This is a genomic window from Pseudarthrobacter sulfonivorans (assembly GCF_001484605.1).
GTDB lineage: Bacteria > Actinomycetota > Actinomycetes > Actinomycetales > Micrococcaceae > Arthrobacter > Arthrobacter sulfonivorans_A.
Genome location: NZ_CP013747.1, coordinates 2,259,447 through 2,284,252, shown reverse-complemented (window position 1 = coordinate 2,284,252; position 24,806 = coordinate 2,259,447). Strand labels below are relative to the sequence as shown.

20 protein-coding genes, 1 tRNA gene and 1 pseudogene are annotated in these 24,806 nt (G+C 64.7%); 3 read left to right on the top strand and 19 right to left on the bottom strand.

What is annotated here, in order from left to right; genetic code table 11:
- Positions 1 to 8: 8 nt before the first annotated feature.
- From pknB to AU252_RS10200, 7 genes are read right to left on the bottom strand one after another with little or no spacing between them, the layout of a single operon-like run.
- Positions 9 to 1,946, bottom strand: coding sequence for a Stk1 family PASTA domain-containing Ser/Thr kinase (pknB, locus tag AU252_RS10230; RefSeq protein WP_058930621.1), 1,938 nt, complete (start codon positions 1,944 to 1,946; stop codon positions 9 to 11).
- Between the two features lie 15 nt (positions 1,947 to 1,961).
- Positions 1,962 to 3,638: a protein kinase domain-containing protein gene (locus AU252_RS10225; protein WP_058930620.1), complete on the bottom strand. Its 1,677-nt coding sequence runs from the start codon at positions 3,636 to 3,638 to the stop codon at positions 1,962 to 1,964.
- Positions 3,635 to 5,095, bottom strand: coding sequence for a peptidoglycan D,D-transpeptidase FtsI family protein (locus tag AU252_RS10220; RefSeq protein WP_058930619.1), 1,461 nt, complete (start codon positions 5,093 to 5,095; stop codon positions 3,635 to 3,637). Before AU252_RS10220 ends, AU252_RS10225 begins: the two co-directional genes overlap by 4 nt.
- Positions 5,092 to 6,480, bottom strand: coding sequence for an FtsW/RodA/SpoVE family cell cycle protein (locus tag AU252_RS10215; protein ID WP_058930618.1), 1,389 nt, complete (start codon positions 6,478 to 6,480; stop codon positions 5,092 to 5,094). The genes AU252_RS10220 and AU252_RS10215 overlap by 4 nt, the downstream gene beginning before the upstream one ends.
- The gene (locus tag AU252_RS10210) at positions 6,477 to 8,114 is read right to left on the bottom strand and encodes a PP2C family protein-serine/threonine phosphatase (RefSeq protein WP_058930617.1); all 1,638 of its coding nucleotides are present in this window, start codon (positions 8,112 to 8,114) and stop codon (positions 6,477 to 6,479) included. The genes AU252_RS10215 and AU252_RS10210 overlap by 4 nt, the downstream gene beginning before the upstream one ends.
- Before the next feature lie 2 nt (positions 8,115 to 8,116).
- The gene (locus AU252_RS10205) at positions 8,117 to 8,599 is read right to left on the bottom strand and encodes an FHA domain-containing protein FhaB/FipA (RefSeq protein ID WP_056342800.1); all 483 of its coding nucleotides are present in this window, start codon (positions 8,597 to 8,599) and stop codon (positions 8,117 to 8,119) included.
- A complete protein-coding gene (locus AU252_RS10200; protein ID WP_058930616.1) occupies positions 8,596 to 9,339 on the bottom strand; it encodes an FhaA domain-containing protein in 744 nt (247 codons plus the stop codon). Before AU252_RS10200 ends, AU252_RS10205 begins: the two co-directional genes overlap by 4 nt.
- A gap of 331 nt (positions 9,340 to 9,670) precedes the next feature.
- Between AU252_RS10200 and AU252_RS10195 the strand changes: the two genes are divergently transcribed.
- Positions 9,671 to 9,753: transfer RNA gene (locus AU252_RS10195), tRNA-Leu, on the top strand.
- 90 nt (positions 9,754 to 9,843) lie between these two features.
- Here the strand turns inward: AU252_RS10195 and AU252_RS10190 are convergent.
- Positions 9,844 to 10,548, bottom strand: coding sequence for a TetR/AcrR family transcriptional regulator (locus AU252_RS10190; RefSeq protein ID WP_058930615.1), 705 nt, complete (start codon positions 10,546 to 10,548; stop codon positions 9,844 to 9,846).
- A 142-nt stretch (positions 10,549 to 10,690) separates the two neighbouring features.
- Between AU252_RS10190 and AU252_RS10185 the strand changes: the two genes are divergently transcribed.
- Together AU252_RS10185 and AU252_RS10180 are read left to right on the top strand one after the other, a co-directional pair.
- Positions 10,691 to 12,100 carry a flavin monoamine oxidase family protein gene (locus tag AU252_RS10185; RefSeq protein ID WP_058930614.1) on the top strand — a complete coding sequence of 470 codons (1,410 nt, stop codon included), beginning with the start codon at positions 10,691 to 10,693 and terminating at the stop codon, positions 12,098 to 12,100.
- A 49-nt stretch (positions 12,101 to 12,149) separates the two neighbouring features.
- On the top strand, positions 12,150 to 13,697 hold the full coding sequence (locus tag AU252_RS10180; RefSeq protein ID WP_240484370.1) for an APC family permease: 1,548 nt from the start codon (positions 12,150 to 12,152) through the stop codon (positions 13,695 to 13,697).
- Positions 13,698 to 13,710: 13 nt separating this feature from the next.
- Here AU252_RS10180 and AU252_RS10175 read toward each other — a convergent pair whose 3' ends face one another.
- The 11 genes and pseudogenes from AU252_RS10175 to AU252_RS10130 form a co-directional block, all read right to left on the bottom strand.
- Positions 13,711 to 14,415, bottom strand: coding sequence for a FadR/GntR family transcriptional regulator (locus tag AU252_RS10175; protein WP_058930613.1), 705 nt, complete (start codon positions 14,413 to 14,415; stop codon positions 13,711 to 13,713).
- 10 nt (positions 14,416 to 14,425) lie between these two features.
- Positions 14,426 to 15,553 (bottom strand): L-talarate/galactarate dehydratase, encoded by a 1,128-nt coding sequence (locus tag AU252_RS10170; RefSeq protein ID WP_058930612.1) that lies wholly within the window; start codon positions 15,551 to 15,553, stop codon positions 14,426 to 14,428.
- 637 nt (positions 15,554 to 16,190) lie between these two features.
- Positions 16,191 to 17,192, bottom strand: coding sequence for a sugar phosphate isomerase/epimerase family protein (locus AU252_RS10160; RefSeq protein ID WP_058930610.1), 1,002 nt, complete (start codon positions 17,190 to 17,192; stop codon positions 16,191 to 16,193).
- A gap of 1 nt (position 17,193) precedes the next feature.
- Complete coding sequence (locus AU252_RS10155; RefSeq protein ID WP_083510345.1) at positions 17,194 to 18,405, bottom strand: Gfo/Idh/MocA family protein; 1,212 nt, start codon at positions 18,403 to 18,405, stop codon at positions 17,194 to 17,196.
- A 14-nt stretch (positions 18,406 to 18,419) separates the two neighbouring features.
- Positions 18,420 to 18,745 (bottom strand): annotated as a pseudogene (locus tag AU252_RS23585) (Gfo/Idh/MocA family protein); the annotation flags it as partial.
- A 64-nt stretch (positions 18,746 to 18,809) separates the two neighbouring features.
- Entirely contained in the window at positions 18,810 to 19,574 is a 765-nt protein-coding gene (locus AU252_RS10150; RefSeq protein WP_058930609.1) for a sugar phosphate isomerase/epimerase family protein, read from the bottom strand.
- A gap of 47 nt (positions 19,575 to 19,621) precedes the next feature.
- Positions 19,622 to 19,789, bottom strand: coding sequence for a hypothetical protein (locus tag AU252_RS23850; RefSeq protein ID WP_157768968.1), 168 nt, complete (start codon positions 19,787 to 19,789; stop codon positions 19,622 to 19,624).
- A 268-nt stretch (positions 19,790 to 20,057) separates the two neighbouring features.
- On the bottom strand, positions 20,058 to 20,846 hold the full coding sequence (locus AU252_RS10145; protein ID WP_058930608.1) for a hypothetical protein: 789 nt from the start codon (positions 20,844 to 20,846) through the stop codon (positions 20,058 to 20,060).
- On the bottom strand, positions 20,843 to 21,949 hold the full coding sequence (locus tag AU252_RS10140; RefSeq protein WP_058930607.1) for a Gfo/Idh/MocA family protein: 1,107 nt from the start codon (positions 21,947 to 21,949) through the stop codon (positions 20,843 to 20,845). Before AU252_RS10140 ends, AU252_RS10145 begins: the two co-directional genes overlap by 4 nt.
- A 117-nt stretch (positions 21,950 to 22,066) precedes the next feature.
- Positions 22,067 to 23,959, bottom strand: coding sequence for a glycoside hydrolase family 3 protein (locus tag AU252_RS10135; protein ID WP_058930606.1), 1,893 nt, complete (start codon positions 23,957 to 23,959; stop codon positions 22,067 to 22,069).
- Complete coding sequence (locus AU252_RS10130; RefSeq protein ID WP_058930605.1) at positions 23,956 to 24,804, bottom strand: ATP-binding cassette domain-containing protein; 849 nt, start codon at positions 24,802 to 24,804, stop codon at positions 23,956 to 23,958. Before AU252_RS10130 ends, AU252_RS10135 begins: the two co-directional genes overlap by 4 nt.
- Positions 24,805 to 24,806 lie beyond the last annotated feature (2 nt).

The window sequence follows — 24,806 nt, the reverse complement described above, 5'->3', positions numbered from 1 at the left end:
GCGGAGGCTTAGCCCTTTTTAGTGGCTGAGGGCGTAGCCGTTGGCGTTGGCGATGGCGGCGGGGCCGGTTCCTTGGCCACCACAATATTGATCGTCTTGCCCTGGTCGACGGCGGCATTCACGGGGTCACTTTGATCCGTGACCCGGCCCGCCTCCACCTGGGAGTTCTCCACTTCCTGGACGTTGGGGACCAGGCCCAGTTCCTTCAGCGCCGTTTCCGCCTCGGCACGCGTGCGGCCCCGCAGTTCAGGCATGGACACCTTGCCGGTGGAAATCACGATCTCCACCGTGGTGCCCACTCCCACCATCTGGCCCGGTGCCGGGCTGGTGGTAATCACACGGCCGCCGGGAACGGTGGCGCTGTTGGCTGTGGTGGTGGAAGGGGCTCCCACGAGTCCTGCCTGGCGCAGGATGTCCCGCGCCGCGGCTTCTGTCTGGCCCGGAAGGTTCTCCGGAATCTTGACGGCGCTTGGGCCTTCAGAGATATTCAGGATCACCTCCGCATTGGGGTCAAGCGAGGTTCCGGCCACCGGGTCAGTGCCGATGGCCGTCCCACTGGGTATGGTCTCGTGCTTGTTCCGTTTGATCTGCGGCCGCAGGTTGGCACCATAAAGTTCCTGCAGGGCCGCCGACTCCGTCAGGGACACGACCGCCGGGACCGCCACCTTGGGCGGCGCTGGAGCTGGCTGGTTCATGATGTTGTACAGCCAGAGACCGCCGCCGCCAAGAACCAGCAGGGTGAAGATCACCAGTGTGGCAATCCACGTACGACGACGGGACTTCTGCCGGGCGGTCCGCTCACGTTCCGGAGCGAAGCCCAAGGGCAGTTCATCGACATCCGACTGTCCCAGGGTGGCGGCCGCCATAACCGGTACGCCGTCAGTCCGGGTGTCGTCCGCATTGCGCTGCCAGCCGGTGGGGGCATCGTCCAGGAAGCCGGCTCCGGTGAGCCCGAACGCCTCTGTCACGGGCGGGCGTTCCGGCGTCGGGACGTGGTCGTTGGGATCGGTGGGCGCTTCGGTTGCGGCCAGCGCGGGCACGGACACGCCCGCCCGGGCGGCGCGCAGCGCACGCCGGAAGGCGGCCGCGTCCTGGAAACGGTCCGCCCGGTTCTTCTGCAGAGCCTTGGCCAGGACACTGTCCAGGGCGGCCGAGACCTCCGGGTTCACGCTGCTCGCGGGCTCCGGGATTTCCCTGACGTGCTGGTACGCCACGGACACGGGGCTGTCACCAATAAAGGGCGGGCGGGCGGTGAGCATTTCGTACAGCAGGCACGCTGCGGAGTAGAGGTCGCTGCGCGCATCCACTGTTTCGCCCCGGGCTTGCTCGGGCGAGAGGTACTGGGCAGTGCCCACCACGGCCTGGGTCTGCGTCATGGTGGCGGATGAATCGGCGATGGCCCGGGCGATCCCGAAGTCCATGACCTTCACGGAATTGGAGCCTTCGCAGTACATCACGTTGGCGGGTTTGATGTCCCGGTGGACGATGCCCGCCTTGTGGCTGTATTCAAGGGCAGAAAGCACGCCCAGGCAGAAGTCGATGGCCTGGTCAATGCTGACTTCCTTGGCCCGGATCAGGTCGCGGATGGTCCGGCCCTCAACAAACTCCATCACGATGTAGGGCACCCGGACACTGTCCTCCGAGCCATCCGGAACCGTATGTTCGCCCGTGTCGTAAATGGCGACGATGGACGGATGGTTCAACGCCGCCACGGACTGCGCTTCCCGTTTGAAGCGCGCCTGGAACTGCGGATCACGGGCCATATCCGGGCGGAGAAGCTTGATAGCAACGGTCCGGCCAAGCCGGGTATCCACTCCGCGGTGGACATCCGCCATCCCCCCGCGGCCGATGATTCCGCCGAGTTCGTAGCGACCGCTCAGGACACGCTGGTTATCCACCGGGAGGCTGTCCTCCCGGTGCAGCGGGGTGCGGGCCGAATCACTCACTGTCAATCCTGTCGGCTACGGCGCGCAGGTAGGGGGCAGCCCGGGCAGTTGGCCGGGGTTGCATTTGGACAGGGTGGACGTTGGCTCAGCGGAGGCCGGCGTGGATGGCGGAGCGGTCGGCGTGCTGGCCGGGACCGGGACGGCGTAGGTCACAGTCACTTCAGCCCCCTTGGGCACGGTGCCCGTGGGGTTGACCTGCAACACCGTTCCGGCGGCGGAAGTACTCTGCTGCGGGATGACCCGGACGGACAGGCCCATGGTTTCCAGCGCCCCCTGGACCTGACGGTAGTCCTTCCCGAGGTAGGCCGCAGAAATGATGTCCACCGTGCTGGGCGTGGGCGTTGGAGTGGGCGCATCGGTGGTCCGGCTGGGCGTAGGTGTAGCGGATGCCGAGGTCTTTGTCGGGCTGGCGCTGGTGGACGGCGGGGTGCTTGATGCCGAGTTGGTGACGGTATTTGCCGGGTTAAAAATCCCCTGCTGCGTCAGGAAGAACCCCACCAGCGCGAACAGGACCAGCACGATCAGGGCGACCAGTGGCCACGTCCAGGGGCTGCGGCCGCGACGGTCGGGCTCGTCGGCTGGCTCGTCGTCGTACTTCTCTTCCTCCTGCACCCAGCTGCGCTCCGCAGCCAGCGCGTCCGCACGCGAAAGCGTGCTCCCGGCTCCAGTGGCTGCGCCTGCGGCCGCGGCGCCGACTGCAGCTCCGCCGGCAGCGGCACCCAGCACGGGCAGTGCGGACGTCGACGTCGTGTTGCTGTCCTTCTGGGCGATGACGCCGGTGGGGGCCGTGGCAATGTCCACCGGCGCGGTAATGGGGCCCGTGGTTGCCTCGAAGAGCAGCATGCCGGGAACCGCTGCGTGCGCGGCGTCAATATCGCCGTTGCGGATGGCCTCGGCGGCTTCGGACAGCTTGATGGCGTTGGCCGGGCGGTTCTTGGGGTCCTTGGCCAGCATTGACATCAGGAGCGCGCGGACCGGTTTGGGCAGGGTCTCCGGAAGCGGCGGCGGGGCGTCGTTGACCTGGGCGAGGGCAATGGCGATCTGGGATTCGCCGGAGAACGGCCGGTGCCCGGTGAGGCACTCGTAGCCGATCACGCCGAGTGAGTAGATGTCCGAGGCGCCGGTAGCGGTCTGGCCGGTGGCCTGCTCGGGGGCGAGGTATTGGGCGGTGCCCATCACCTGGCCCGTCTGCGTCAACGGGACCTGGTCGGCCAGGCGGGCGATGCCGAAGTCGGTGACCTTGACCCGGCCGTCGGGGGTGATCAGCAGGTTGCCCGGCTTGATGTCGCGGTGGACCAGCCCCTGGGCGTGGGCGACGGAAAGCGCGCGCGCGGTCTGCGCCATCATGGACAGCGTCCGGTCCGGGGACAGCACCTGCTCGTGCTCGATGATGCTGCTCAGCGGCTGGCCCGGAACGAGCTCCATGACCAGGTAGGCGGATCCCTCCTCCTCGCCGTAGTCAAAGACATTGGCGATGCCCACGTGGTTCAGCAGTGCGGTGTGGCGTGCCTCGGCGCGGAACCTCTGGAGGAAACCGGGGTCCCCAGTGTATTCCTCCTTGAGCACCTTGATGGCGACAATGCGGCCCAGGACCTGGTCCTTGGCCTTCCAGACCTCTCCCATCCCGCCGATCGCAATCCGCGTGGTCAGCTGGAATCTGCCGCCGAGGGTGATTCCCGTTGTAGGCCTCACTTATTCAACACCGCCTCAAAAATCTTCTTCGCGTTCGGACTGGTTAGCTGTGCGCCGGTGGTGATGTCTACGCCTTCCATGACGATGGTGACACTCACCTCCGGGTTGTTCGCCGGGGCAAACCCGGTGAACCATGAGTTGTTCAGGCCGTTGCCCAGTTCAGCGGTTCCGGTCTTGCCGGCCACTTGGACACCGGGGACGGCAGCCCCGCGGGCTATGCCCTGGCTCACCGCACTGGTCATCCACTCGGTGATCTGCCGGGCAATTTCCGGGGTGGTGGACGTCCGGAGCGCTTCAGGCTGGGGCTCGTCAATGACCCTGAGGTCCGGGGACCGCACGGTCTTGACCAGGCTGGGGCTCATCTGGACGCCGTTGTTGGCGATTGCCGAGGTCATCAAGGCGATTTGTAGCGGAGTGGCGCGCACGTCCTTCTGGCCGATGGCGGACTGGGCCAGGCCTGGCCCGTCCAGGTCATCGGGGAATCCGCTGCCCCTGGCGTAGGCGAGCTTGAGCTGGTCGCCCAGATCCTCGCCGAAGCCGAATTTCGCAGCCTGCTCGGCGATGGCGTCGCGGCCCAGGTCGAGGGCAATGCTGGCGAACGGCGTATTGCAGGATTGCTGCAGGGCGAAGGCAAAGCTGGCCTTGTCCTGGGTGTAGCAGTTGCCTCCGGCGTAGTTCGGGAGTTTGTACTGGATCCCCGGGAACGGCATCTCGGCCGGGTTGGGGAGCACGCTGTCCTTGTTGTACTTCCCGGAGGCGAGGGCCGCAGCCGTATCCACCAGCTTGAAGACTGATCCCGGAGCGAGCAGCTCGCCCGTTGGTCCGCTGACATTCTGGTTCAGGTTGATGCCGGGTACCTTGACCAGCTCATTGATGTTGGTGGTTTCGGCGTTGGGGTCCTGGGTGGCGATCAGGTTGGGGTCATAGGACGGCTTGGACACCATGGCCAGGATGGCGCCGGTCTTGGGGTTGGTGACCACAATGGATCCCCGCTGGCCGTCCGGGATGAGGTCGTAGGCGAGCTTCTGGATGGCGGGATCGATGGTGAGTTCCGCCGAGGCGCCCTTCGGCTGGTTGCCCAGGAAGAGCTGGCCGATCCGGTCGAAGAACTGCTGGTCTGAGCTGCCGGCCAGCTGATCGTTCATCGCAACTTCCAGGCCAGTGGCACCGTAGTTCCGGGAGAAGTAGCCGGTGAGGCCTGCATACAGTGCCGGCTGCGCGTAGGTCCGCTGGAACTGGCAGACCTCCGAGGTGCCTTCCACCGATTCGGCCACCGGCTCCCCGCCCACGATGATGGCGCCGCGGTCGTTGCAGTAATTCTGCAGAATGGCCCGCTGGTTCAGGGGGTTGCCCTTGAGGTCATCGGCACCGACCACCTGGACGAAGCTGATGGCGCCGAAGATCAGGGCAAACATGGCGATCGCTGCCACCCAGGAATTACGGATTGCTTGGTTCACGCTCGTTTCACCGCCTCGGTGGGAGTATCAATTCCTGCAGGTTCCGCAGCGCCGCCGGGAGGAAGTGGTGTGGTGTCCACCGGTCCCCGCGCCGTATGGGAGATCAGCAGGAGCAGGCCCACGATGATCCAGTTGGCCAGCAGCGACGAACCGCCGGCGGCGAGGAAAGGCGTGGTCAAACCTGTCAGCGGGATCAGGCGTGTGACTCCGCCGATCACGACGAAGCACTGAAGGGCGATGGCGAAGGAAAGTCCGCAGGCCAGCAGTTTCCCAAAGGCATCTCGGGTGCCCAGCGCCGCCCGGAACCCTCGTGTGAACAGCATCACGTACATCAGCACCACGGCGAACAGTCCGATCAGGCCCAGCTCCTCGCCGATGGACGCGATGATCATGTCGCTGTTGGCGAAGGGGACCAGGTCCGGCCGGCCCTGGCCCAGGCCGGTACCCACCAGGCCGCCGTTGGCCATGCCGAAGAGTCCCTCGATGACTTGCCGGCTGCCGGTCTCGTACACGTCTGGGCTGAAGGCGTTCAGCCAGCCGTAGATGCGGACTTCGACATGGGAAAACACCTGGGCTGCCACGAAGCCGCCACCCAGGATGAGGCCCACGCCAATAACCACCCAGCTGATACGGCTGGTGGCCACGTAGATCATCACGATGAACAGGCCGAAGAACAGCACGGAAGACCCGAGGTCGCGCTGGAAGATCAACACGCCGATGCTCACCAACCAGGCGGTGATCATGGGACCCATGTCCTTGAACCGGGGGAACTGCAGCGGGCCGATCTTGCGGCCGGCCAGCAGAATGAGGTCGCGGTTGGAGGAAAGATAACCGGCGAAGAATATAGCCAGGGTGATCTTGGCGATCTCACCCGGCTGGAACGTCATGGGACCCACCCGGATCCAGACCCGGGCGCCCAGGATTTCGCCGGCCGAGATGCCGGGCACCAGTGGAAGAATCAGCAGGAGCGCGCTCACAGCCAGCGAGATGTAGGTGAAGCGGCGCAGCACCCGGTGGTCCTTGAGGAACCAGATCACGCCGATGGCCACGGCCATGGCGATCAGGGTCCAGCGCAGTTGGTTGTTGCCGGTGTCCTCCCCGGGGGCGTCGAGGCGGTGGATCATCGCGAGACCCAGGCCGTTGAGTGCCACCACCAAGGGAAGTATCACCGGATCGGCATATTTAGCCCGGATCCGCAGGACCACGTGGAAGACCAGGGCGGCCACCGCGAGGAGGCTGGACTGGAACCAGAAATCGGAGTCGAACGCCTTCGCCTGGTCAACGCCCACCAGCATGTTGGCGCCGATGCCCACAGACAGGGCGAGGATCAGCAGCAACAGTTCGACGTTGCGCCGGGGCTTGGGGATGGTGCTGAGCTGGCTCACTGGCCCCCCTCACAGACGGTAGTGGGGGTGGGTGAGGCGGCAGGGGCCGGCGCTGCCGCAGGAGCGGACGGGTCCGGCGACGGGACAGGTGCGGTGGGTGTTGCAGCCGGCGCAGTTGTTGGGGCCGGAGTGGGCGAGGGGGTCAGGCACTCATCCGGCGGAGCAATGGTGCCGGTGCCTTCAAGGTTCTTCACGATCCGCTGGGCGTCGTAGAGGTCACGCGCGGGAACTGTCTGCCGGACGCGCTGCTGGGAGAACTGGGGCAAGGAATCCATCCGGATCTCTGTTACGGCTTCGAGGGTTGAAAGCTGGAGGGGACCAAGCCGCTGCGACACACCGTTGTAGATGGCCACACGGGAATCGTATTCCCCGATGTAGTAGCGGGTCTGGGTCCAGGCGTAGCCGAGCCAGAGGCCCAGGGTCAGCACCACCAGCACGGACGCGGCGATGGACATAGTGACCCAGCGGCGGGGTTTGGGCTGTCCCAGGAGGTCATCCGCCTCAGCAACGGGGGCGTCGGCCTTGTGCGTCAGGACGGTGGCGGCCCGCCGGGCCACGGTGCGGCCGGCGATGGTGGGAATGGAGCCGGACTCGGCCGCAGTGGCCGCAGCACCGACGAGTTCGTGCGGGCGCGATGCGAGTTCCTGCCGCAGCACTTCGGCCGAAAGGTGCTCGCCGAGATGGGGGTCGGTGGAGGGCGGCGGTTCCGCGGCAGCTGGCTTTTCGGGGGCTTTGTCGGCGGCGGGCTTTTCGTCGTCGGCCGCCTCGGGGTCCGGTGAAGCGCTGGTGGCGTCGCTGGCCGCGGCGAGGGCTTCGGTGAGCAGCTGTGAAGGGATGATGTCGACGGCGGCGGTACTGACGTCGTCGGACGTTTCCTCGGTGATTTCCACCATGACCACGGTGACGTTGTCCGGTGAGCCGGCTTCCAGCGTCAGGTTAACCAGGGTTTCGACGCACTCACGCAGATCTTTTGTCTCGCGGACGGTCCGCTCCACCACGTGTCCGGCCACATAGTTGAGCCCGTCCGAGCACAGCAACCATCGCTCCCCGGGTTTGACGTCCAGGGTGTCCAGATCCAGCTCGGGGCTGGCGTCCACGTCGCCCAGGACGCGCATGAGGACGTTTTTGTGCGGGTGGGTTTCGGCCTCTTCGGGCCGGAGCCGGCCCTCATCGATCAGCCGCTGGACGAACGTGTGGTCCACGCTGACCTGTTCAAACTCGCCATCACGCAGGCGGTACGCCCGGGAGTCGCCGATATGCGCGAAGTGCAGCTTGCCCTCGGCGAGCAGCAGGGATGTGACGGTGGTGCCCATGCCGGCGAGCTTGGGGTTGATGTGCACCAGCTCGGATAGCAGGGAGTTGGCCGTCTGGATCTCGTCGGCGAGGACCGTGCCGGCGTCGCCGTCGTAGTCGCCGTGGTCCAGGTGCAGCATGTCCAGCACGGTGGCGGCGGAGGCAACATCGCCGCCCGCGTGGCCACCCATGCCGTCCGCGACCACTGCCAAATGGCGGCCGACGTACGCCGAGTCATCATTCTTGGCCCGGATGCGTCCCACATCCGAGCGCGCGGCATAGCGCATGATGAGGGGCCGCTGGACGGGTGTGGCCCCGCCGGCGGGAATGTCAGCGGCCATGGCTACGGCCTCAATTCGATGACCGTCTTGCCGATCCTCACGGGTACACCAAGCTCAACGGGCAGAGCCCGGGTAAGTTGCTGGTCGGCCAGGTAGGTGCCGTTAGTGGAGCCAAGATCCTCGATGAACCATCGACTGCCTTGCGGGAACAACCGCGCGTGGCGGCCGGAGGCGTAGTCGTCCTCAAGTACCAGTGTGGCTTCCTGAGCGCGGCCCAACAGGATGGGGCTGGCGGCCAGGGGGATGGTGGTTCCCTTGAGCGGGCCTTCGGTGACCACCAGTTGGTGGGCCTGCTGCTTGAGCGGCTGCGGCGGAGCCTCGGCCAGTTCCGGGTTCTTGCGAACCTGACGGGCGGTGGGGGTGCCGGCGGCGGCTTTGCGGCCCACCATCAGGTCCCGGCGCATGGCCGAAACGATGCTGAAGATGAGGACCCAGAGCAGGATCAGGAACCCAAACCGCAGGGCAGTGATGGTCAGGTCGCTCATGGGCGGCCCCCAGGGTTGGCGGGAAGCAGGCGGAAGATGATCTTTGTCCGTCCCATCGTGATGGTGGAGCCGTCGGTCAGTTCGGTGCTGCCTGCCAGTTTATGGCCGTTGACGTAGCTGCCGTTAGTGGAGCCGAGGTCCACAGCGCTGGTGACGCCGCTGGCGGTGCGGATCTCGAGGTGGCGGCGCGAGACGCCGGTGTCGTCAATCAGGATGTCGGCCTCGGAGGACCGGCCCAGGACGATGGAGGGGGCATTGAGGGAGTAGCGCTGGCCGTCGATGTCCAGGACGGGCTGCAGCCGTACGGGCGGGCGGCTCGGGGCTGCCGGCATGTTAGGCCTGGCCGAGGAGACTCCGGGGCCGGCTTTGGACTTCTCAGTGGAGGAGACGATTTCGAAGTCCCCAGCGCGCAGCTCCTCGGCACGGCGGAACGAGATCCGCACCGAGCCCTGCAGGGTGTAGCCCTGGCTGCGGACATGGTTGATGACAACGTCGCAGAGTTCTTCGGCCAGCGGCGTGCCCCAGTCCTGTGCCCTCCTGAAGTCGTCGTCACTGAGTTGGACGTCGAAGACATTGGGGGCCAGCGTGCGGCCGGCGGCGATGGTGAGGGCTTTGTTGTCCACCTCGCGGCGGAGCCGGCTGGCGATTTCCACAGGTTCCACCTGGGCGCGCGAACCGGTGGAGAAGACACCGCGGACGGCTTTTTCGATGCCGCGCTCGACCTTGTCCAGCAATCCCATGGTCCTTCTCCTTTCCCCCCGACTGCGGGGCAGTTTTCGTTCCGGAACTCAGCCAACAATGCAGTTCAGAACCCAGCGGCCTGCCTGGCAGTGGCAGGCACTACTACATCAGATACTACTGGGCAGGCCTGTGAATGACCTTAATCCACAACGGCCGGGCCCCCGGAAAAGTTCGCTAGGGGTTCCCTGCCGGCCCCCTCCCGGCGGGGAATTTGACCGCTCCCGGGGCTCAATTGGTGTTTTGCCGCCGATGTCCGTTATGCTTGATCTCGCTGCTTTTACAAGGTTGCGGATACGGGAAACCGGCCGTAATTCATGGAAAAGAAGTTGCGCGCGAGTGGCGGAACGGCAGACGCGCTGGCTTCAGGTGCCAGTGTCCGAAAGGGCGTGGGGGTTCAAATCCCCCCTCGCGCACGCAATCAAAAGAACCCCGGTCTTCGGACCGGGGTTCCTTTCTTTAACGCTGGGCCTCTTCAACAGGATGAGGCTGAGAAAGCCCTGCGCCTACTCGCGTAACGCCCCGAAGCCCGCAATAAGGGCCTCAAGCCCGAGGCTGAACGCCACGTCCGCAGGTTTCTCGTGCCGCAGCGCGGCCAGGCTCCGGACTGCGCCCGTGAAGCTTGGCGTCGACTCCGCCATGCTGCCGGAATCGAAAATATCGGCTGGGGCCGTGACGTCGTAGGCGGATCCGAAGATGAATGATTCCAGGGCCACGATGGCGGACACGATCCGCTCCTCCGGGAATCCGGCCGCCCGGAATCCGGCGCTGACGGTCTCATACATGGCGAGGGTCTGCGGTGCGTCAGTCACGGGAAGTACTGCGATGACGGGAATCAGGGGCGTGTGCTCTGCGAAGACGTCCCGGTAACTCCAGGCCCACTTCCGCACGGCGGACTCCCAAGGTTCCGCCGCGAATGCGGTCACATCCACCAGGGCAGTCAAATGGTCTTCCACGAGGAGGAGCACGTCCCGCTTGGATTCCACATGGTTATAAAGGGCCGACGGCGCCACGTGCAGTGAGCGGGCCAGTGCGGCCATGGTGAGACCGTCGTAGCCGTTCTTGCCGATGAGCCGCAGGGCTGCTGCCGTGATGCCCGCCAGGTCCAGGACCGCGGCGGCGGGCCGCCCCGCGCGGCGCCGTGCCGCACCGGTTTTCGGCACGGGCTCGCGCTCCGTGGCAGTTCGTGAAGCGGCTGGTGATGCCGGCATTGCTGGCCTTTCTGCGGGCAGATGTCTCCAGCATTATTCCACCCGGCACTTCCTTGCGGACCGCAAAACAGCTATAGTTCTAATAAATGAATGGCATTCATTTAGTGGTTCGTGTCACTCGACCGGCCATAGAGAGGACATCATGCTGAATCTTGACCGTGACGTTGTGATCGTTGGCGCCGGACCCTCCGGGCTCACCGCTGCCCGCGAACTGAGGAAGGCCGGCCTCAGCGTGGCAGTGTTGGAAGCACGGGACCGCGTGGGTGGCCGAACCTGGACCGACACCATTGACGGGGCCATGCTGGAAATCGGCGGCCAGTGGGTCTCCCCGGATCAGACCGTACTGCTGGAGCTCCTGGACGAGCTCGGCCTGAAGACATACTCCCGCTACCGGGAGGGCGAGTCCGTCTACGTCGGCGCCGACGGGAAGAAAACCCGCTACACCGGTGATTCCTTCCCGGTGAGCGCAGCCACCGGGGCGGAAATGGACAAGCTGATCGGCATTCTGGACGGCCTCGCCGCGGAAATCGGCGCCACCGAGCCGTGGGCCCATCCCAAGGCCCGTGAACTGGACACCATCTCCTTCCAGCACTGGCTGCGCCGGAACTCGAACGACGAGGAGGCCTGCAACAACATTGGCCTGTTCATCGCCGGCGGCATGCTCACCAAGCCCGCGCACGCGTTTTCGGCGCTGCAGGCGGTCCTGATGGCAGCCTCCGCCGGGTCCTTCAGCCACCTCACCGACGAGGACTTCATCCTGGACAAGCGGGTCATCGGCGGGATGCAGCAGGTGTCCCTGCTGCAGGCAGCGGAACTGGGTGCCGACGTCGTACTTAACAGTCCGGTGCGCACGGTCCACTGGGAGGATGCCGGGGAAGGCGGACACCGCGTCAGCGTTGTCTCGGAGCGCGCCACCGTGAATGCGCGTTTTGTGATCATGGCCGTGCCGCCGAACCTCTACTCGCGCGTCTCCTTTAACCCGCCGCTTCCGCGGCGGCAGCACCAGATGCACCAGCACCAGTCCCTGGGCCTGGTGATCAAGGTCCACGCCGTCTACAGCACGCCGTTCTGGCGTGAAGACGGACTCTCCGGAACGGGTTTCGGTGCCGGTTCGCTGGTCCAGGAGGTCTACGACAACACCAACCACGGTGATTCACGGGGAACCCTGGTGGGCTTCGTCTCGGATGAAAAGGCCGACGCCGTCTTCGAGCTGAGTGCCGAGGACCGCCGCCGCGCCATCCTGGAATCGATTGCCGGGTTCCTGGGGGACAAGGCCCTGGAGCCAGAGGTCTACTACGAATCCGACTGGGGGTCCGAGGAATGGACCCGGGGCGCGTACGCGGCCAGCTACGATCTTGGCGGCCTGCACCGTTACGGCAAGGACCAGCACGCCCCCGTGGGCCCTATCTACTGGTGCTCCTCGGACCTCGCCGCCGAAGGCTACCAGCATGTTGACGGAGCCGTCCGCATGGGCCAGCGCACCGCGGCGCGCATCGTGGCTGCGGCTGGCGCTTCCGGTGCGGCAATCGAGGCCGCGGCCGCCGTCGGCTGAGCGCACCAGCTCCACCCCATTCAGCGTCGAATGAAAGAGAGGCAAGGCCATGAGTCCCAAAGAAGTGACAGCACAGCCACCCAGCGCCCCGGGCAATGGCCTGGCTGAAAAAGGCCTGAGCGGGAAGGGCCTGAAGGCGGGCGCGGTGGGATTGCTGGGCGCCGTCGTGATCGGTGTCTCCTGCATCGCGCCTGCGTACACGCTGACCGCGGCGCTGGGGCCAACGGTTTCGGAAGTGGGGGTCCAGCTGCCGGCGATCTTCCTGGTGGGATTTATCCCCATGATCCTGGTGGCGTTCGGCTACCGCGAACTGAACAATGCCATGCCCGACGCCGGCACCTCGTTTACGTGGGCATCGCGCGCCTTTGGTCCGTGGATCGGCTGGATGGGTGGCTGGGGGCTGATTGCAGCCACCATCATTGTGCTGTCCAACCTGGCGGCGGTCGCCGTCGACTTCTTCTACCTCATGCTGGCCCAGCTGTTCGGGAACCCGGAACTGGGCGAGCTGAGCAAGAACTTGCCGCTGAACATCGCCACGACCCTGGTGTTCATCGCCCTGGCTTGCTGGATTTCCTATCGGGGCATGGAAGCCACCAAGGGCGTGCAGTATGTACTGGTGGCGTTCCAGCTGCTGGTGCTTGGCTGGTTTGCCGTTGCCGCCTTCAGCCACGTGGCCAACGGCTCGGCGTTTGATGCGACCGCCATTTCGCCGGACTGGTTTAATCCGTTCGCGGTCGGATCCTTCTCAGCCTTTGCTGCCGGGGTTTCCCTCTCCATCTTCATATACTGGGGCTGGGACGTCACTCTGACCATGAACGAGGAAACCAAAAATCCGGAGAAGACTCCGGGGCGGGCAGCAACCGTCACCGTGGTGGTGATTGTGGCGATCTACATGACCGTTGCGCTGGCAACCCTGTCCTTTGCGGGGGTGGGCGAAACCGGCCTGGGCGCCGGGAATCCGGACAACCAGTCGAGCATCTTCGCCGTCCTCTCCGGGCCGGTGATGGGACCGTTCGCCATCCTGATGTCCCTCGCCATCCTGAGCAGTTCGGCCGCCTCGCTGCAGTCAACGTTTGTGTCTCCGGCGCGGACCATGCTGTCGATGGGTCACTACAGGGCACTCCCGGGCCGTTTCGGCAAGGTCAGCCCGCGCTTCAAGTCCCCGAGTTACGCCACGATCGCCGCGGGCGTTGCCGCCGCAGCCTTCTACGTCATCACCCGGACCACCTCGGAGAACGCGCTTTGGGACACCATCACGGCGCTGGGCATGATGATCTGCTTCTACTACGGCATCACAGCCCTGGCATGCGTCTGGTTCTTCCGGGCCCAGGCGTTCAGCAATGGCCGCGCCTTTTTCTTCAAGTTCCTGGCGCCGCTGCTGGGCGGAGTCATCCTGCTGGTGATGTTCTTCAAGACCGCCGCCGATTCCATGGACCCCGAGTACGGCTCCGGATCATCGGTGGGCGGGCTGGGGATGGTGTTCATCCTGGGCATGGGCGTGATCCTGCTGGGCGTGGTGATCATGCTGATGATGTCCCGGCTGCGGCCCGAGTTCTTCAAGGGGCAGGTGCTGGCCCGCGGCCGCGAGGAGCGCTGAGCGCGGGCGGTGCCTAAGCGGGTGGGCGTACCGAAGCCGTGAACCGCCGTCGGGAATTTGCGAGGTGGCTGCGCATGGCGGCTGAGGCGGCGGTCTCATCGCCGTCGGCGATGGCGGCAGCGATGGACCGGTGCTCGTGCACCACCTGGTCAAAGTGGTCCCGTGCGTAATGTTCGACGCCGGTGAGCAGCCGGGTGCGCGGCATCGCGATCATCGTCTGGCCCAGGGCGGCGAGGCAATCGGAGTAGAAAGGGTTGCCGGAGGCGGCCGCGATTGCGCGGTGGAACTCGAAGTCCGCCTTCATGGCGTGGCCGGGGTGGTCAGCGCTGGCGGCGAACTGTTCCAGGGCAGCATTGACCGCCCGGAGCTGGCGGTCGGAGTGGTTGCGGGCGGCCAGGGCCGCAGCTTCGGTCTCGACGCCCAGCCGGAATTCCAGCAGGTGGATGCGGTCTTCGATGCTGGCGACGGGGCGGCTGCCCGGGACTGGCTGGGGGCCGTCGTCGGGCGGGGTCAGCGCGAAGCTGCCCCGCCCGCGTTCGGTTTCCACCAGCCCTTCGGCCTGGAGGCGCGTCAGCGCGGAGCGCACCACGGTGCGGCTGACGCCGAAGTCGACCATCAGCGCGTTTTCGCTGGGAAGCTTGTCGCCGGGCTGGATGACGCCGTCCACGATGCGGGTGCGAAGGTCGGCGGCGAGGTCCGCGGTCAGGTTCCGGCTCATGCGTTCAAGGTTACGCGCCGAACTCCACGGACTCGGTGGTCCAGGCGCGGGCCTGGTCACTGAGGGTCACGCCCAGGCCGGGACGGTCCGGGACGAGCATGCGGCCGTTCTTGGTTTCGAGGCGCTCGTTGAACAGCGGATCCAGCCAGTCGAAGTGCTCCACCCACGGTTCCCGCGGGTACGCCGCGGCGAGGTGCAGGTGGATCTCCATGGCGAAGTGGGGCGCCAGGCCAAGCCCGCGTTCGTCCGCGAGGGCAGCGAGGCGCAGGAACTGGGTGATGCCGCCGACGCGAGGTGCGTCCGGCTGGATGATGTCGCAGCCGTTGGCGGTGATGAGGCCCTTGTGCTCGGCCACGGACGCCAGCATCTCGCCCGTGGCGATGGGGGTGTCCAGGACGTTGGCGAGGTGCGCATGGCCCTCAAAGTCGTAGGCATCGAGCGGCTCTTCGATCCAGATGAGGTTGTACTGCTCCAGCTGGCGGCCCATGCGCAGGGCAGTGGCCCGGTCCCACTGCTGGTTGGCGTCCACCATCAGGGGAACATCCCAGCCGATGTGTTCGCGGATGCCGGCCACGCGGCGCAGGTCTTCCTTGCTGTCCGGCAGGCCCACCTTGATCTTGATGCCGCCGATGCCTTCCTCCAGCAGGACGGTGGCGCGGTCCTTGACCTCTTCCAGGGAGGCATTGAGGAAGCCGCCGGACGTGTTGTAGGTCTGGACGGAGTCCCGGTAGGCGCCCAGGAATTTGGCCAGGGACAGGCCGGCGCGCTTGGACTTGAGGTCGTACAGCGCGATGTCGATCGCGGCCAGGGCCTGCGTGGCCACACCCGAGCGGCCCACCGAAGCGCCGGCCCAGAGCAGCTTGGTGTAGATCTTGCCGATGTCGTTAGGGTCCTCGCCGATAAGTCCCTGTGCGACCTCCTTGGCGTGGGCATACTGGGCGGGGCCGCCGGCGCGCTTGGAGTAGCTGAAGCCGATGCCGCTGTGGCCCAGCTCCGTAGTTATCTCCGCGAACAGGAACACCACTTCTGTCATGGGCTTATGGCGGCCGGTGAAAACCTTGGCGTCACTGATGGGGACGGCCAGCGGCAGCCGCGCGGTGGAAAGCTTGACGTGCCGGATGGCATCAACGGTACTCATGGTTGCTCCTCGAAAGCAGGCTGTCCGGGCTGCGTTGCCCTCTTACTTATAATACAAGTCTGCTACTTGTATTACAAGGGAGCGCTATTCTTTGGGGCGCAGGGTTGGTGTAAGCCACTCAATTCTTCGCCTGGCGTAGATACTGTGGGGCGCTGCCTGGCTGATTCCGAACTCGCGGGCCTCGCCGTCGAACTGGCGCTTGTCGTTCTGGTCCAGGGTGCTGACCCTTGTATACCGATCCTTTGACCTGCCACTGAAATCCTGCGCCGAAGGCGTCAGGATGAAATCTATGACTCCCAAAGGGGGTGTGTCGAGAAAGCGGGAAATCGATCCTATTCTGACAACTAATTTGGACAATGCCTGACGTCAGGTTGGGGTGTACTTGAGTCTGACGGGAGCCTGAAGGACCGCGTCGAGCAAGGGCTGCTAAGCAGTGATTTGGTTCCTGTTTTCTGGGCAATCGGAGATACTTCAGCGGCAGGGGTGTTCGCTGCCCTCATCGACTGCCTTCATCAGCAGCGAGTACGCCAGACCCCGGCCCACGATGGCGCGGATCGTGTGCACGTTGGAACTGCTGTAGACGGGATCTTCGAATCGCTTTGCGCAGACAACAGGTTTCTTAAGGCAGACTCGCAGGTTAGTTTCTGCTGCTGAAGGCCGCATCGAACGAGGTGTTCGAGGCGGGGAAATCGAATTTCTTCAGCGCGGCGAGGGCTTCCGGTGCACCGTGGAGGCGGTCCATGCCGGCGTCCTCCCATTCGACGGAGATGGGGCCGGTGTAGCCGATCGCTGCCAGGGCCCGGAAAGACGATTCCCAGGGCACGTCGCCGCGGCCCGCGGAGACGAAGTCCCAGCCGCGGCGGGGGTCGCCCCAGGGCAGGTGCGAGCCGAGGACGGTGTTCCGGCCGGTGGGGCGGAGCTTCGTGTCCTTGCAATCGACGTGGTAGATCCGGTCCTTGAAGTCCCAGATGAAGGACACGGGGTCCATGCCCTGCCACATGAAGTGGGACGGATCCCAGTTCAGGCCGAACGCTTCGCGGTGGCCGATCGCTTCGAGGGTGCGGACGGTGGTCCAGTAGTCGTAGGCGATTTCGGAGGGGTGGACTTCGTGGGCGAAGCGGACGCCGCATTCGTCGAAGACGTCCAGGATGGGGTTCCAGCGGTCCGCGAAGTCCTGGTAGCCGGCGTCGATGACCTTTTCAGGGACGGGCGGGAACATGGCGACGTACTGCCAGATCGAGGAGCCGGTAAATCCGACGACGGTGTCCACACCGAGTGCCTTCGCCAGCCTGGCGGTGTGTTTCATTTCCTCCGCGGCGCGGGTGCGGACGCCCTCGGGGTCCCCGTCGCCCCAGACCTTCGCGCCCACGATCGCTTCGTGCCGGAAGTCGATGGGGTCATCGCACACGGCCTGGCCTTTGAGGTGGTTGGAGATGGCCCAGACCTTGAGGTTGTATTTGTCCAGGACGGCGAGCTTGGATTCGACGTAGCCGGGTTCGTCCCAGCGCCAGGCGTCCAGGTGGTCCCCGGATACGGCGATTTCGAGGCCGTCGTAGCCCCAGCCGGAGGCCAGTTTGGCGACTTCTTCGAACGGGAGGTCGGCCCACTGGCCGGTGAACAGGGTGTAGGGGCGGGGCATATCAGGCTCCTTCAGAAGCAGGCGCTGGGTCAGCGACAGCGGTGATCGTGCTCTTGTTGTTGGCAGATGCTTCGACTGCGGCCAGGACGCGCTGAACTTGCAGTCCGTCTTCGAACGACGGGGAGGGCGCTTGACCGGTGTCGATGGCTATGAGGAAGTCGCGGATCTGGTGGGTGAAGGTGTGTTCCCAGCCGATGATGTGGCCCTGCGGCCACCAGGCTTCGAGGTACGGGTGTTCGGGTTCGTTGACCAGGATCCGCCGGAAGCCCTGTTCACGGACCGGGGCGGTGGCGTCCAGGAAGTTCAGTTCGTTGAGACTTTCCAAATCGAAGGTCAAAGCGCCATCCGTACCGTACACCTCGATCCGGAGGCTGTTTTTCTGGCCGGTGGCCACACGTGATGCTTCGACGGACCCGCCCATGTCCCCGGTGAGCCACAACGTGGCCCAGGCGGCGTCGTCGACCGTGACGTCCTCAGTACCATTCGGCCCGGGGCGCTGGGCGATGAAGGTCTTCAGCACTCCGGACGTCTCCAGGATGGTTTGTCCGGTCAGGTACTGGATCTGGTCGATGGCGTGGGAGGCGATATCTCCCAGGGCGCCTGAGCCAGCTGTTTCCTTGCGAAGCCGCCAGGTCATGGGGGATTGGGCGTCGGAGAGCCAGTCCTGGAGGTAGGCGGCTCGGATGTGCCGGACAGTACCCAGCCGCCCTTCAGCGATCAGTTCGCGGGCGAGTGCCAGAGCGGGGACACGGCGGTAGTTGAAACCGATCATGGACTGCATGCCCTTGGACCGGGCCGTCGCGGCGGCGTCCGTCATGGCCTCGGCCTCGGCCAGGGTGTTCGCCAAAGGCTTTTCGACCAGGACGTGCTTGCCTGCCTCCAAAGCCGCGATAGCGATCTCTGCGTGCATCCAGCCGGGTGCGCAGATATCCACAATGTCGATGTCGTCCCGTTCCAGAACGGAGCGCCAATCGGTGGCGGACTCAGCCCAACCGTACTTGGCCGCCGCTTCGGCCACCTGGGTAGCGTCCCGGCCAACGAGCACCTTCTGCTCGAAGGCCGGGACGTCGAAGAAGCTGGCCACGTTCCGCCACGCATTCGAGTGGGCCTTTCCCATGAAGGCGTATCCGATGGCGGCCACGCCCAACGGGCGGTCGGCTTGCGAAACCTGCCGGGAAACCGGGCTCTGGTCAGTGTGGGCGGGGGTGGTCATGGTTCGATTCCTCGCTATTTCTGTAGGGTTGCGGTTTCCGGTGCCCAGTCCTCAGGGAAGGCTGCCAAGTCAAGTGCGTTGCTGGTCACGTCCACGAACGAGCCTGATTCCACCTACTCCGCGATGGAGACCGTGGTGTCTAGCACGTGGTAGGCGAGGTCGCCGGTGGCTCCGTGCGGGACGTCGGCACGGATGGAACTTGCCCTGTCGAGAACGCGCATGCCACGGCCGTTGACCGGACCGGTCGCCGGGATGATTTCCGGTTCTTCAGCGTCCGGACGCCGAGCTTGAGTTCGCCGTCGAAGTAGTTTTTATCCGGCAGCGAGAGCGTCGCCTCGGAGATGTTCCCGGCGCCGATGATGGCGACTCCAACCGGTCCCTTGCGGGTAGAGGCGGTGAGGTGCTCATACGTTGGCGCCTTCCGCTGCCTTGGCCGAGGGACCTGCGGCGTTAAGGAACGTCAGGCTTTCCGTGATGCCTTCGAAGATGTCGCCGGAGTAGTCGTCGAACTCCACCACACCCACTTCCAAGGACTTGGCGGCGCCGATGACGTCCCACACGGCGACCTTGCCCTGCCCGGCGGGCTGCTGTGCCTTGGTGTCGGTGTTCAGCGGGCCGTCCTTGATGTGGATTAACTTCACCCGGTCACCCAGCCGTTCCAGCATCGCGACGGGGTCCTGACCGCCGACCGCGACCCAGTACGTGTCCACTTCCAGAACCAGTTCGGGGTCAAGGAGGTCGGCGAAGTACTCTAGCGCCGTGCGGCCCTCGATGGTGGACTCCAGCTCCCAGGCGTGGTTGTGGTATCCGACGCGGATGCCGTATTTGGCGGCTTTTTTGGCTGCCGCGTTGAGCTTCGCGGCGGTCGCCTGGATGGTGGCGGCGTCCTGCCAGTGCTCAGCCGGAAGGTAGGGCTCAATGACCGTGGTGATGCCCAGTTCCTTGGCAGCAGTGAAGATCTCGTCCTGGTCCTGGCTCAACAGCGGCGCGTGGCCGGAAGGAGCAGCGAGGCTGTTTTCCTTCAGGGCAGCTCCGAGCTCCTTGGCCGTGGCCACGAAGTTGTACGGCTCAACCTGCGTAAAACCGATCTCCGCGACCTTCCTGAGGGTTCCAGGCAGGTCGTCCTGGATTGCGTTGCGCAGGGTGTACAGCTGGATCGAGTAAGACATGGGTTTCCTTTGCGGGTTACTTTTGGGCAAGGTTAGGCGGCGGAGGCTCAGGAATTCGCCGTTGCGAGGACCGAGTGGCGGTTCCTCCCCCTGCCCGAGACAAGGACGTGTCCTTGCTGCGACTTCCCCTTGTCCCAGGCGGCGACTTGCCAGATGTTCAAGGGGTAGCCGAGGACTTTGTGGGTTGTTGAGCTGTCGGTACGGACGGCAGTCATTGTTCGTTCCTTCCAAGTTGTTTGGGAAGACCAGTAGCCAAGCCCTTGAAGTACGTGTCGACCGGGCAAGGCCCCTGGGCAACGAGAACCACGTCCATAGCTGGTAGCTGTCAGCACGTTGAGATGGCGGCCTGGTCTACGTGCCGCCGCTTTGGAACCAGCGTTTGTCCGGGGCGCATCATTCTGAATATGGCAGCCTGGTTCAGGAGACGGGGTGGATTCTATCGATCGCCGCACGGGCCCTGAATCAGGTTGACGGACTCATCATTCAGGGGTGCATGACGGCTACGGCTCGTTGAAGCGTGGCGAAGTCCTGTGTTTCGGCTTCTTCCGAGAGTGTCCGGATGGCGCGTCGCCAGGTGGAGCGGTGGGCTGATTCGTATTGCGTTGGCAGGAGCAGTTCGCCCTCGTGCGTGGTCATGCGGACTTCGGCGGGGATTGCTGTGTCCGGTGCGGGAAGAAAGACCGTGATGCTCTCGTCCTGGGTCAGAAGCCGGATTTCGAGGTGCGTGTGCTCTGCGCCGGTGACGACCGCGGAGACCGTAACAGGAGCGCCACCGGCGAGGGTCCCGGACATCTGATAGCCGTACTCATCGGCATGGAGCCGGCGGATCGAGCCAGGAGGAAGCGAGTTTTCTCCCACGATGTGGGCTATTGCTGTCAACTGGTCCAGTAGGACCTGGTTGAGGTCTACTCCTGCTGGCACAACGAGGCGGGATTCGAGCAGCGTCACAGGTGCGACTAGTCGGTCTGCGGCTTCCGCAGCCTTCTGGACGGCGGGGTTGGATGCAAAGGCCCAGTCGAACAGGATCCTGGAGCTGGTCTTCGGTGCGGGACCAGTGGTCGAAGTTGGTGAAATTACGACTGTCGCCCGGGCACCCCGGTCGAGCGCCTCCTGCGCCCGCTCCGGCCACCCGGTTTTGCTTCCGTCGAGGGCTACGATGTCAGGTTCTAAAGTCGCGTTTGCCAGGGAAATGGGGAGCGAGGCGACTACGGCGTCGATGGAACCGGTTTTGCGCGCAGTTTCTTCTGCTGCCACTGTGAAGGGGTTGCTCATGCGTGGGCCTCCTCAGGCTGTACTGCCGGGGACATGTCGGCTATTGCAGCCGCCCCGGCCGCGTTTGCTATTTTCAATGCGAAGCTCAGGTCCTCGATCAGGGTTCTGGCTGCGGGAGCGGTGTCGGTGCCGGCGATGATGCCCGCGATGCGGCGCCACTCGCCTTCGTACCCGTTGTATGTGAGCGGGCCAGCGACCACCTTTCGGCCCGCTGTGCTGAATTCAGCAATGGCGGATCCGGCCTGCACGTAGGAGGGGGTGAAGGTAACCTTCAGCGCAGACTCCGGGCCGTAGGCCTCAAACGTCCAGTCGGGCTTCCATGATTTGTTGATCGAGGCCAACAACTCGATAGTCCGGCCACCTGCGCGCAACACGATCGAGTAGCCGAAGGGTTTGGCGATCGCAGCATGCAGTACCTGAAGATCGTCGAAATCCGGCACGAAGCGACGGACGAGCGGAAGGTCGTGGATGGCAAGGCCCAGCACCATCCCCTCAAAGCGTGCCTTGATGACGGACGGGTCGCTGTAATCAGGTGTTGGCATGGCAGAAGGACGGGCAATTACCTCGGTTGCGAAGTCCTCAAAACGGGCGTTAGGCGGCAGGACAATCGAGGATCGTATGTAGTGCGCCGTCTCGGGAAGGTCACCCCACATTTTTTCTGCGGCCAGCCAGCCGGGATCAAAGGTGTGCATAGCCCCGACGATGACTGGCACCCCGGTTTCCGCTGACACCTTGCATATGTTCGTCGCCTCCTCGGCTGATACTGCAAAGGGTTTTTCGCAGAGCACAGCCTTTTTGCCGGCCCGGCAAGCGGCTATTACCTGTTCCGCGTGGAACTGATGGGGGCTGCAAATCGCCACGACCTCAACGTTGTCATCGGCCAGCAGGTCGTCGATGGAGGAGGACGAACGGGCACCCACCCGTCCCGCAACCGAGTCAGCAACAGCCGGATTGACGTCCATGATGTGGCTCACCTTGAAGAGGTCTGTTAGGCGGGCAAGGCTGGGCAGGTGGATGGCCTGGGTTACTGGCCCGGCCCCCAGGAAGCCAACACCTATGCGTTCGTCCTTGCTTTTTAGCGGAGTTTCTTGGTCTACATTCATTTCAAGCCTGTCTGCTTATGGCGTCCGAGGTGGCGGTTCGGACGGGGATCGGTGGGGAAGCTATTCCCTGTGCTGCTGTGGGGCTTTGGCCGAAGCGTTCTCTGGCTATGGCATTCGTTAGGGCGAGGGCTCGGACATGTCTGCACGCTGTCGTAGCTCCAGCCCGAATCCGTACTCGTACAGGGGGTCATCAGTATCGCCCGGGACGTCGGGTCGGGACGAGGCCACTGAAGCGTTCGAGCGGGGGAGCTGAAACGGAAGTCGGCCGACGGGATCAACGTCACCCGTCAAGGCCTGGAGGACCGCCTCATCACATGCCCCGTAGACGGCCGCGACGGCGGTGCAGTTCGGTTCCAGCGGCGTGAGTATTGCCGGGCGGTCGAGATGCGGGACCAAAACGACGGGAACCTTATCCGCGAGGCGCTTGACGCTGATGACGGTCTCATCTCCGAACTCCAAATTTCCGGCGTGGAAGCTGGCCTCAAGCATGTACCGGTCGCGGTACTCGAATGGAGCGTTGAGGCGCACGATCGCCACGTCCGCGTCCCCGGGTTCCGTGGCGGGCCGCAACCCGGCCATTGCCAGGGCGTCTGGACTGATCTCCGCCGAATAAACACGGAGCCCGCGGGCCAGGGGCAGAAGAGGCGCGCCGTTGACCATGTCATTCTTCAGTACTGTGACGGATCGAGCCTGTGCGCGCCGGCCTGCTTCCACGTACTCGGGAAGTGCCGTCCGCGCCTCCGCGTGTGCTTCGTCCACGTAGGGGTTGTCAAACAGTCCCAGTTCGAACTTGACCTTGAGCAGCCGGCGTACCGACGCGTCAATCCGTTCCTCCCGGATCAGCGCCTTATGGACCAGGTTGACGATCAGTTCCGGGCATTCTTCTCCCCCGAACTGGTCACAGCCTGCCTCGACGATCTTGAGGATTCGTTCCTCAACGGACAGGTCTTCCACTCCCCATGCCCGGGGCGGCAGTTGACGCCCGAAGAGGTTTGACTCGGTGACCAGGCCCCAGTCAGTGCACACCACCCCGTCGTACCCCAGTTTTTCGCGCAAAAGACCGGTGATGATTTGCCGGTTGTAGCCGAAGCCGACCTGCTCGACCGGCTCCCCGTCGAGCTCCAGCCCAACCGGTAACCCGTAATAGGGCATGATCGCGGAAACCCCCCGAGCGATGACGCGTTTGAACGGTTCCAGGTGGTGTTCGAACATGCCGCCGGGATAGACCTGCTCGCGGCCGTAGGGGAAGTGCGGGTCCTCTCCGTCTTGTTGTGGTCCGCCGCCGGGGAAGTGTTTGGCCATGCAGGCGACGCTGTCGCCATTGAGCGGCTCGCCCTCAAATCCGTCAAGATATGCCAGGGCGAGGCGGGCCACGAGGTCGTTGTCCTGGCCGAAGGTGCCGTATTGGCGCGCCCACCGTGGTTCGGTCGCGAGGTCCAACGTGGGGTGGAGTGCGGCGCGGATGCCGATGGCCGTGTACTCCGCCCGGGCGATGCCTGCGAACTGGCGGACCAGCTGCTCGTCACCTATCGCGGCGAAGCCGAGGGGTTCAGGCCAGGCAGAGAAGTGGACGGCCATGAACGAGGCCCCCCAGTTCTCAGCGAACGAGTGGCGGGGGTCTGTTGAAAGTGTGACGGGGATGCCATGAGGGCTCGAGGAAACCGCCAGCCGTTGCAGCTCGTTCACCCACCGGGCGGCTAACGTCGGGGTGGGAAGCTGATGGACGTTAACGTGGTTGATGAGCTTTTCGGACACGAGTTCGTGCGTTCCGCTGCGACCGGGCCTGGGCTCATCGTCGGCCAGCCTGCCACTTTCGGCAGCGCTGACTACGCTGTGGAACATCAGGCCGGCCTTCTCCTCCAGGGAGAGCCGGCCGAGGAGGTCCTCGACCCGCTCTGCGACGGGGAGCCCCGGGTTTTCATACGGGTCCATGATGCCGTTGCCGTTGAGGTCCCGGTACACGGTGCCGTCTGGTGTGCGCAGGAATTCCGGCGTGAGGTCCACGCTCATGCTGCCTGTTCGGCGGTTGCGGTGACCAGCTGGCGGCGTGCTTCGCGGCGTTCGCGTTGCTGGGCGGGGTTCGGCACCGGAGCTGACATGAAGAGCCTCTGTGTGTAGGGGTGGGCTGGCTGGGAGGTGACTTGGGCGGCGCGGCCCTTTTCGACGATGTGCCCCTTGTAGAGGACGATGACGTTGTGGCTGATATGGCGGATGACGCTGAGGTCGTGGGAGACGAAGAGGTAGGCGACCTTGGTGGCTTCCTGGATTTCGACCAGGAGGTCCAGGACTGTTGCCTGGGTGGTGAGGTCCAGGGCTGAGACGGGTTCGTCGCAGACGATCAGGCGTGGTTTGACGGCGATGGCCCGGGCGATGGCGATGCGTTGGCGCTGGCCGCCGGAGAATTCGCGGGGCAGCCGGCCGCCGGAGTTGGCGGGGAGATGGACCCGGTCCAGGAGCCCGCGGACCCGTGCCAGAGCATCTTTTTTGGTGGTGCCCTGAATGGTGAGGGGTTCGGAGAGGATGTCCTCGACTGTCATTGACGGGTTCAGGGAGGTGTAGGGGTCCTGGAATACCACCTGGATGTCTCGGCTGAGGGCGCGCCGGTCGTGGCGGCTGGCGTGGGTGATGTCCTTGCCGTCGAAGCGGATGTGCCCGGCGGTGGGTTTGGCCAGGCCGAGGATGGCCCGGCCGATGGTGGTCTTGCCTGAGCCGGATTCGCCCACCAGGCCCAGTGTTTCGCCTTGCCGGATGGCGAAGGAGATCTCCTCCAAGGCTTTGAAGGCCGGCTTGCGGCCGTGGCCGGGGTATTCCACGGCGAGCTTCTCGACTTCCAGGAGCCGGTTGGTGTTCGTCATGG

Excerpts from the sequence above, each read along its gene's own strand:
- AU252_RS10210 (WP_058930617.1), bottom strand. The coding sequence starts at position 8,114 with ATGGCCGCTGACATTCCCGCCGGCGGGGCCACACCCGTCCAGCGGCCC.
- AU252_RS10205 (WP_056342800.1), bottom strand. The coding sequence starts at position 8,599 with ATGAGCGACCTGACCATCACTGCCCTGCGGTTTGGGTTCCTGATCCTG.
- AU252_RS10200 (WP_058930616.1), bottom strand. The coding sequence starts at position 9,339 with ATGGGATTGCTGGACAAGGTCGAGCGCGGCATCGAAAAAGCCGTCCGC.
- AU252_RS10190 (WP_058930615.1), bottom strand. The coding sequence starts at position 10,548 with ATGCCGGCATCACCAGCCGCTTCACGAACTGCCACGGAGCGCGAGCCC.
- AU252_RS10185 (WP_058930614.1), top strand. The coding sequence starts at position 10,691 with ATGCTGAATCTTGACCGTGACGTTGTGATCGTTGGCGCCGGACCCTCC.
- AU252_RS10180 (WP_240484370.1), top strand. The coding sequence starts at position 12,150 with ATGAGTCCCAAAGAAGTGACAGCACAGCCACCCAGCGCCCCGGGCAAT.
- AU252_RS10175 (WP_058930613.1), bottom strand. The coding sequence starts at position 14,415 with ATGAGCCGGAACCTGACCGCGGACCTCGCCGCCGACCTTCGCACCCGC.
- AU252_RS10170 (WP_058930612.1), bottom strand. The coding sequence starts at position 15,553 with ATGAGTACCGTTGATGCCATCCGGCACGTCAAGCTTTCCACCGCGCGG.
- AU252_RS10160 (WP_058930610.1), bottom strand. The coding sequence starts at position 17,192 with ATGCCCCGCCCCTACACCCTGTTCACCGGCCAGTGGGCCGACCTCCCG.
- AU252_RS10155 (WP_083510345.1), bottom strand. The coding sequence starts at position 18,405 with ATGACCACCCCCGCCCACACTGACCAGAGCCCGGTTTCCCGGCAGGTT.
- AU252_RS10150 (WP_058930609.1), bottom strand. The coding sequence starts at position 19,574 with ATGTCTTACTCGATCCAGCTGTACACCCTGCGCAACGCAATCCAGGAC.
- AU252_RS23850 (WP_157768968.1), bottom strand. The coding sequence starts at position 19,789 with ATGACTGCCGTCCGTACCGACAGCTCAACAACCCACAAAGTCCTCGGC.
- AU252_RS10145 (WP_058930608.1), bottom strand. The coding sequence starts at position 20,846 with ATGAGCAACCCCTTCACAGTGGCAGCAGAAGAAACTGCGCGCAAAACC.
- AU252_RS10140 (WP_058930607.1), bottom strand. The coding sequence starts at position 21,949 with ATGAATGTAGACCAAGAAACTCCGCTAAAAAGCAAGGACGAACGCATA.
- AU252_RS10135 (WP_058930606.1), bottom strand. The coding sequence starts at position 23,959 with ATGAGCGTGGACCTCACGCCGGAATTCCTGCGCACACCAGACGGCACC.
- AU252_RS10130 (WP_058930605.1), bottom strand. The coding sequence starts at position 24,804 with ATGACGAACACCAACCGGCTCCTGGAAGTCGAGAAGCTCGCCGTGGAA.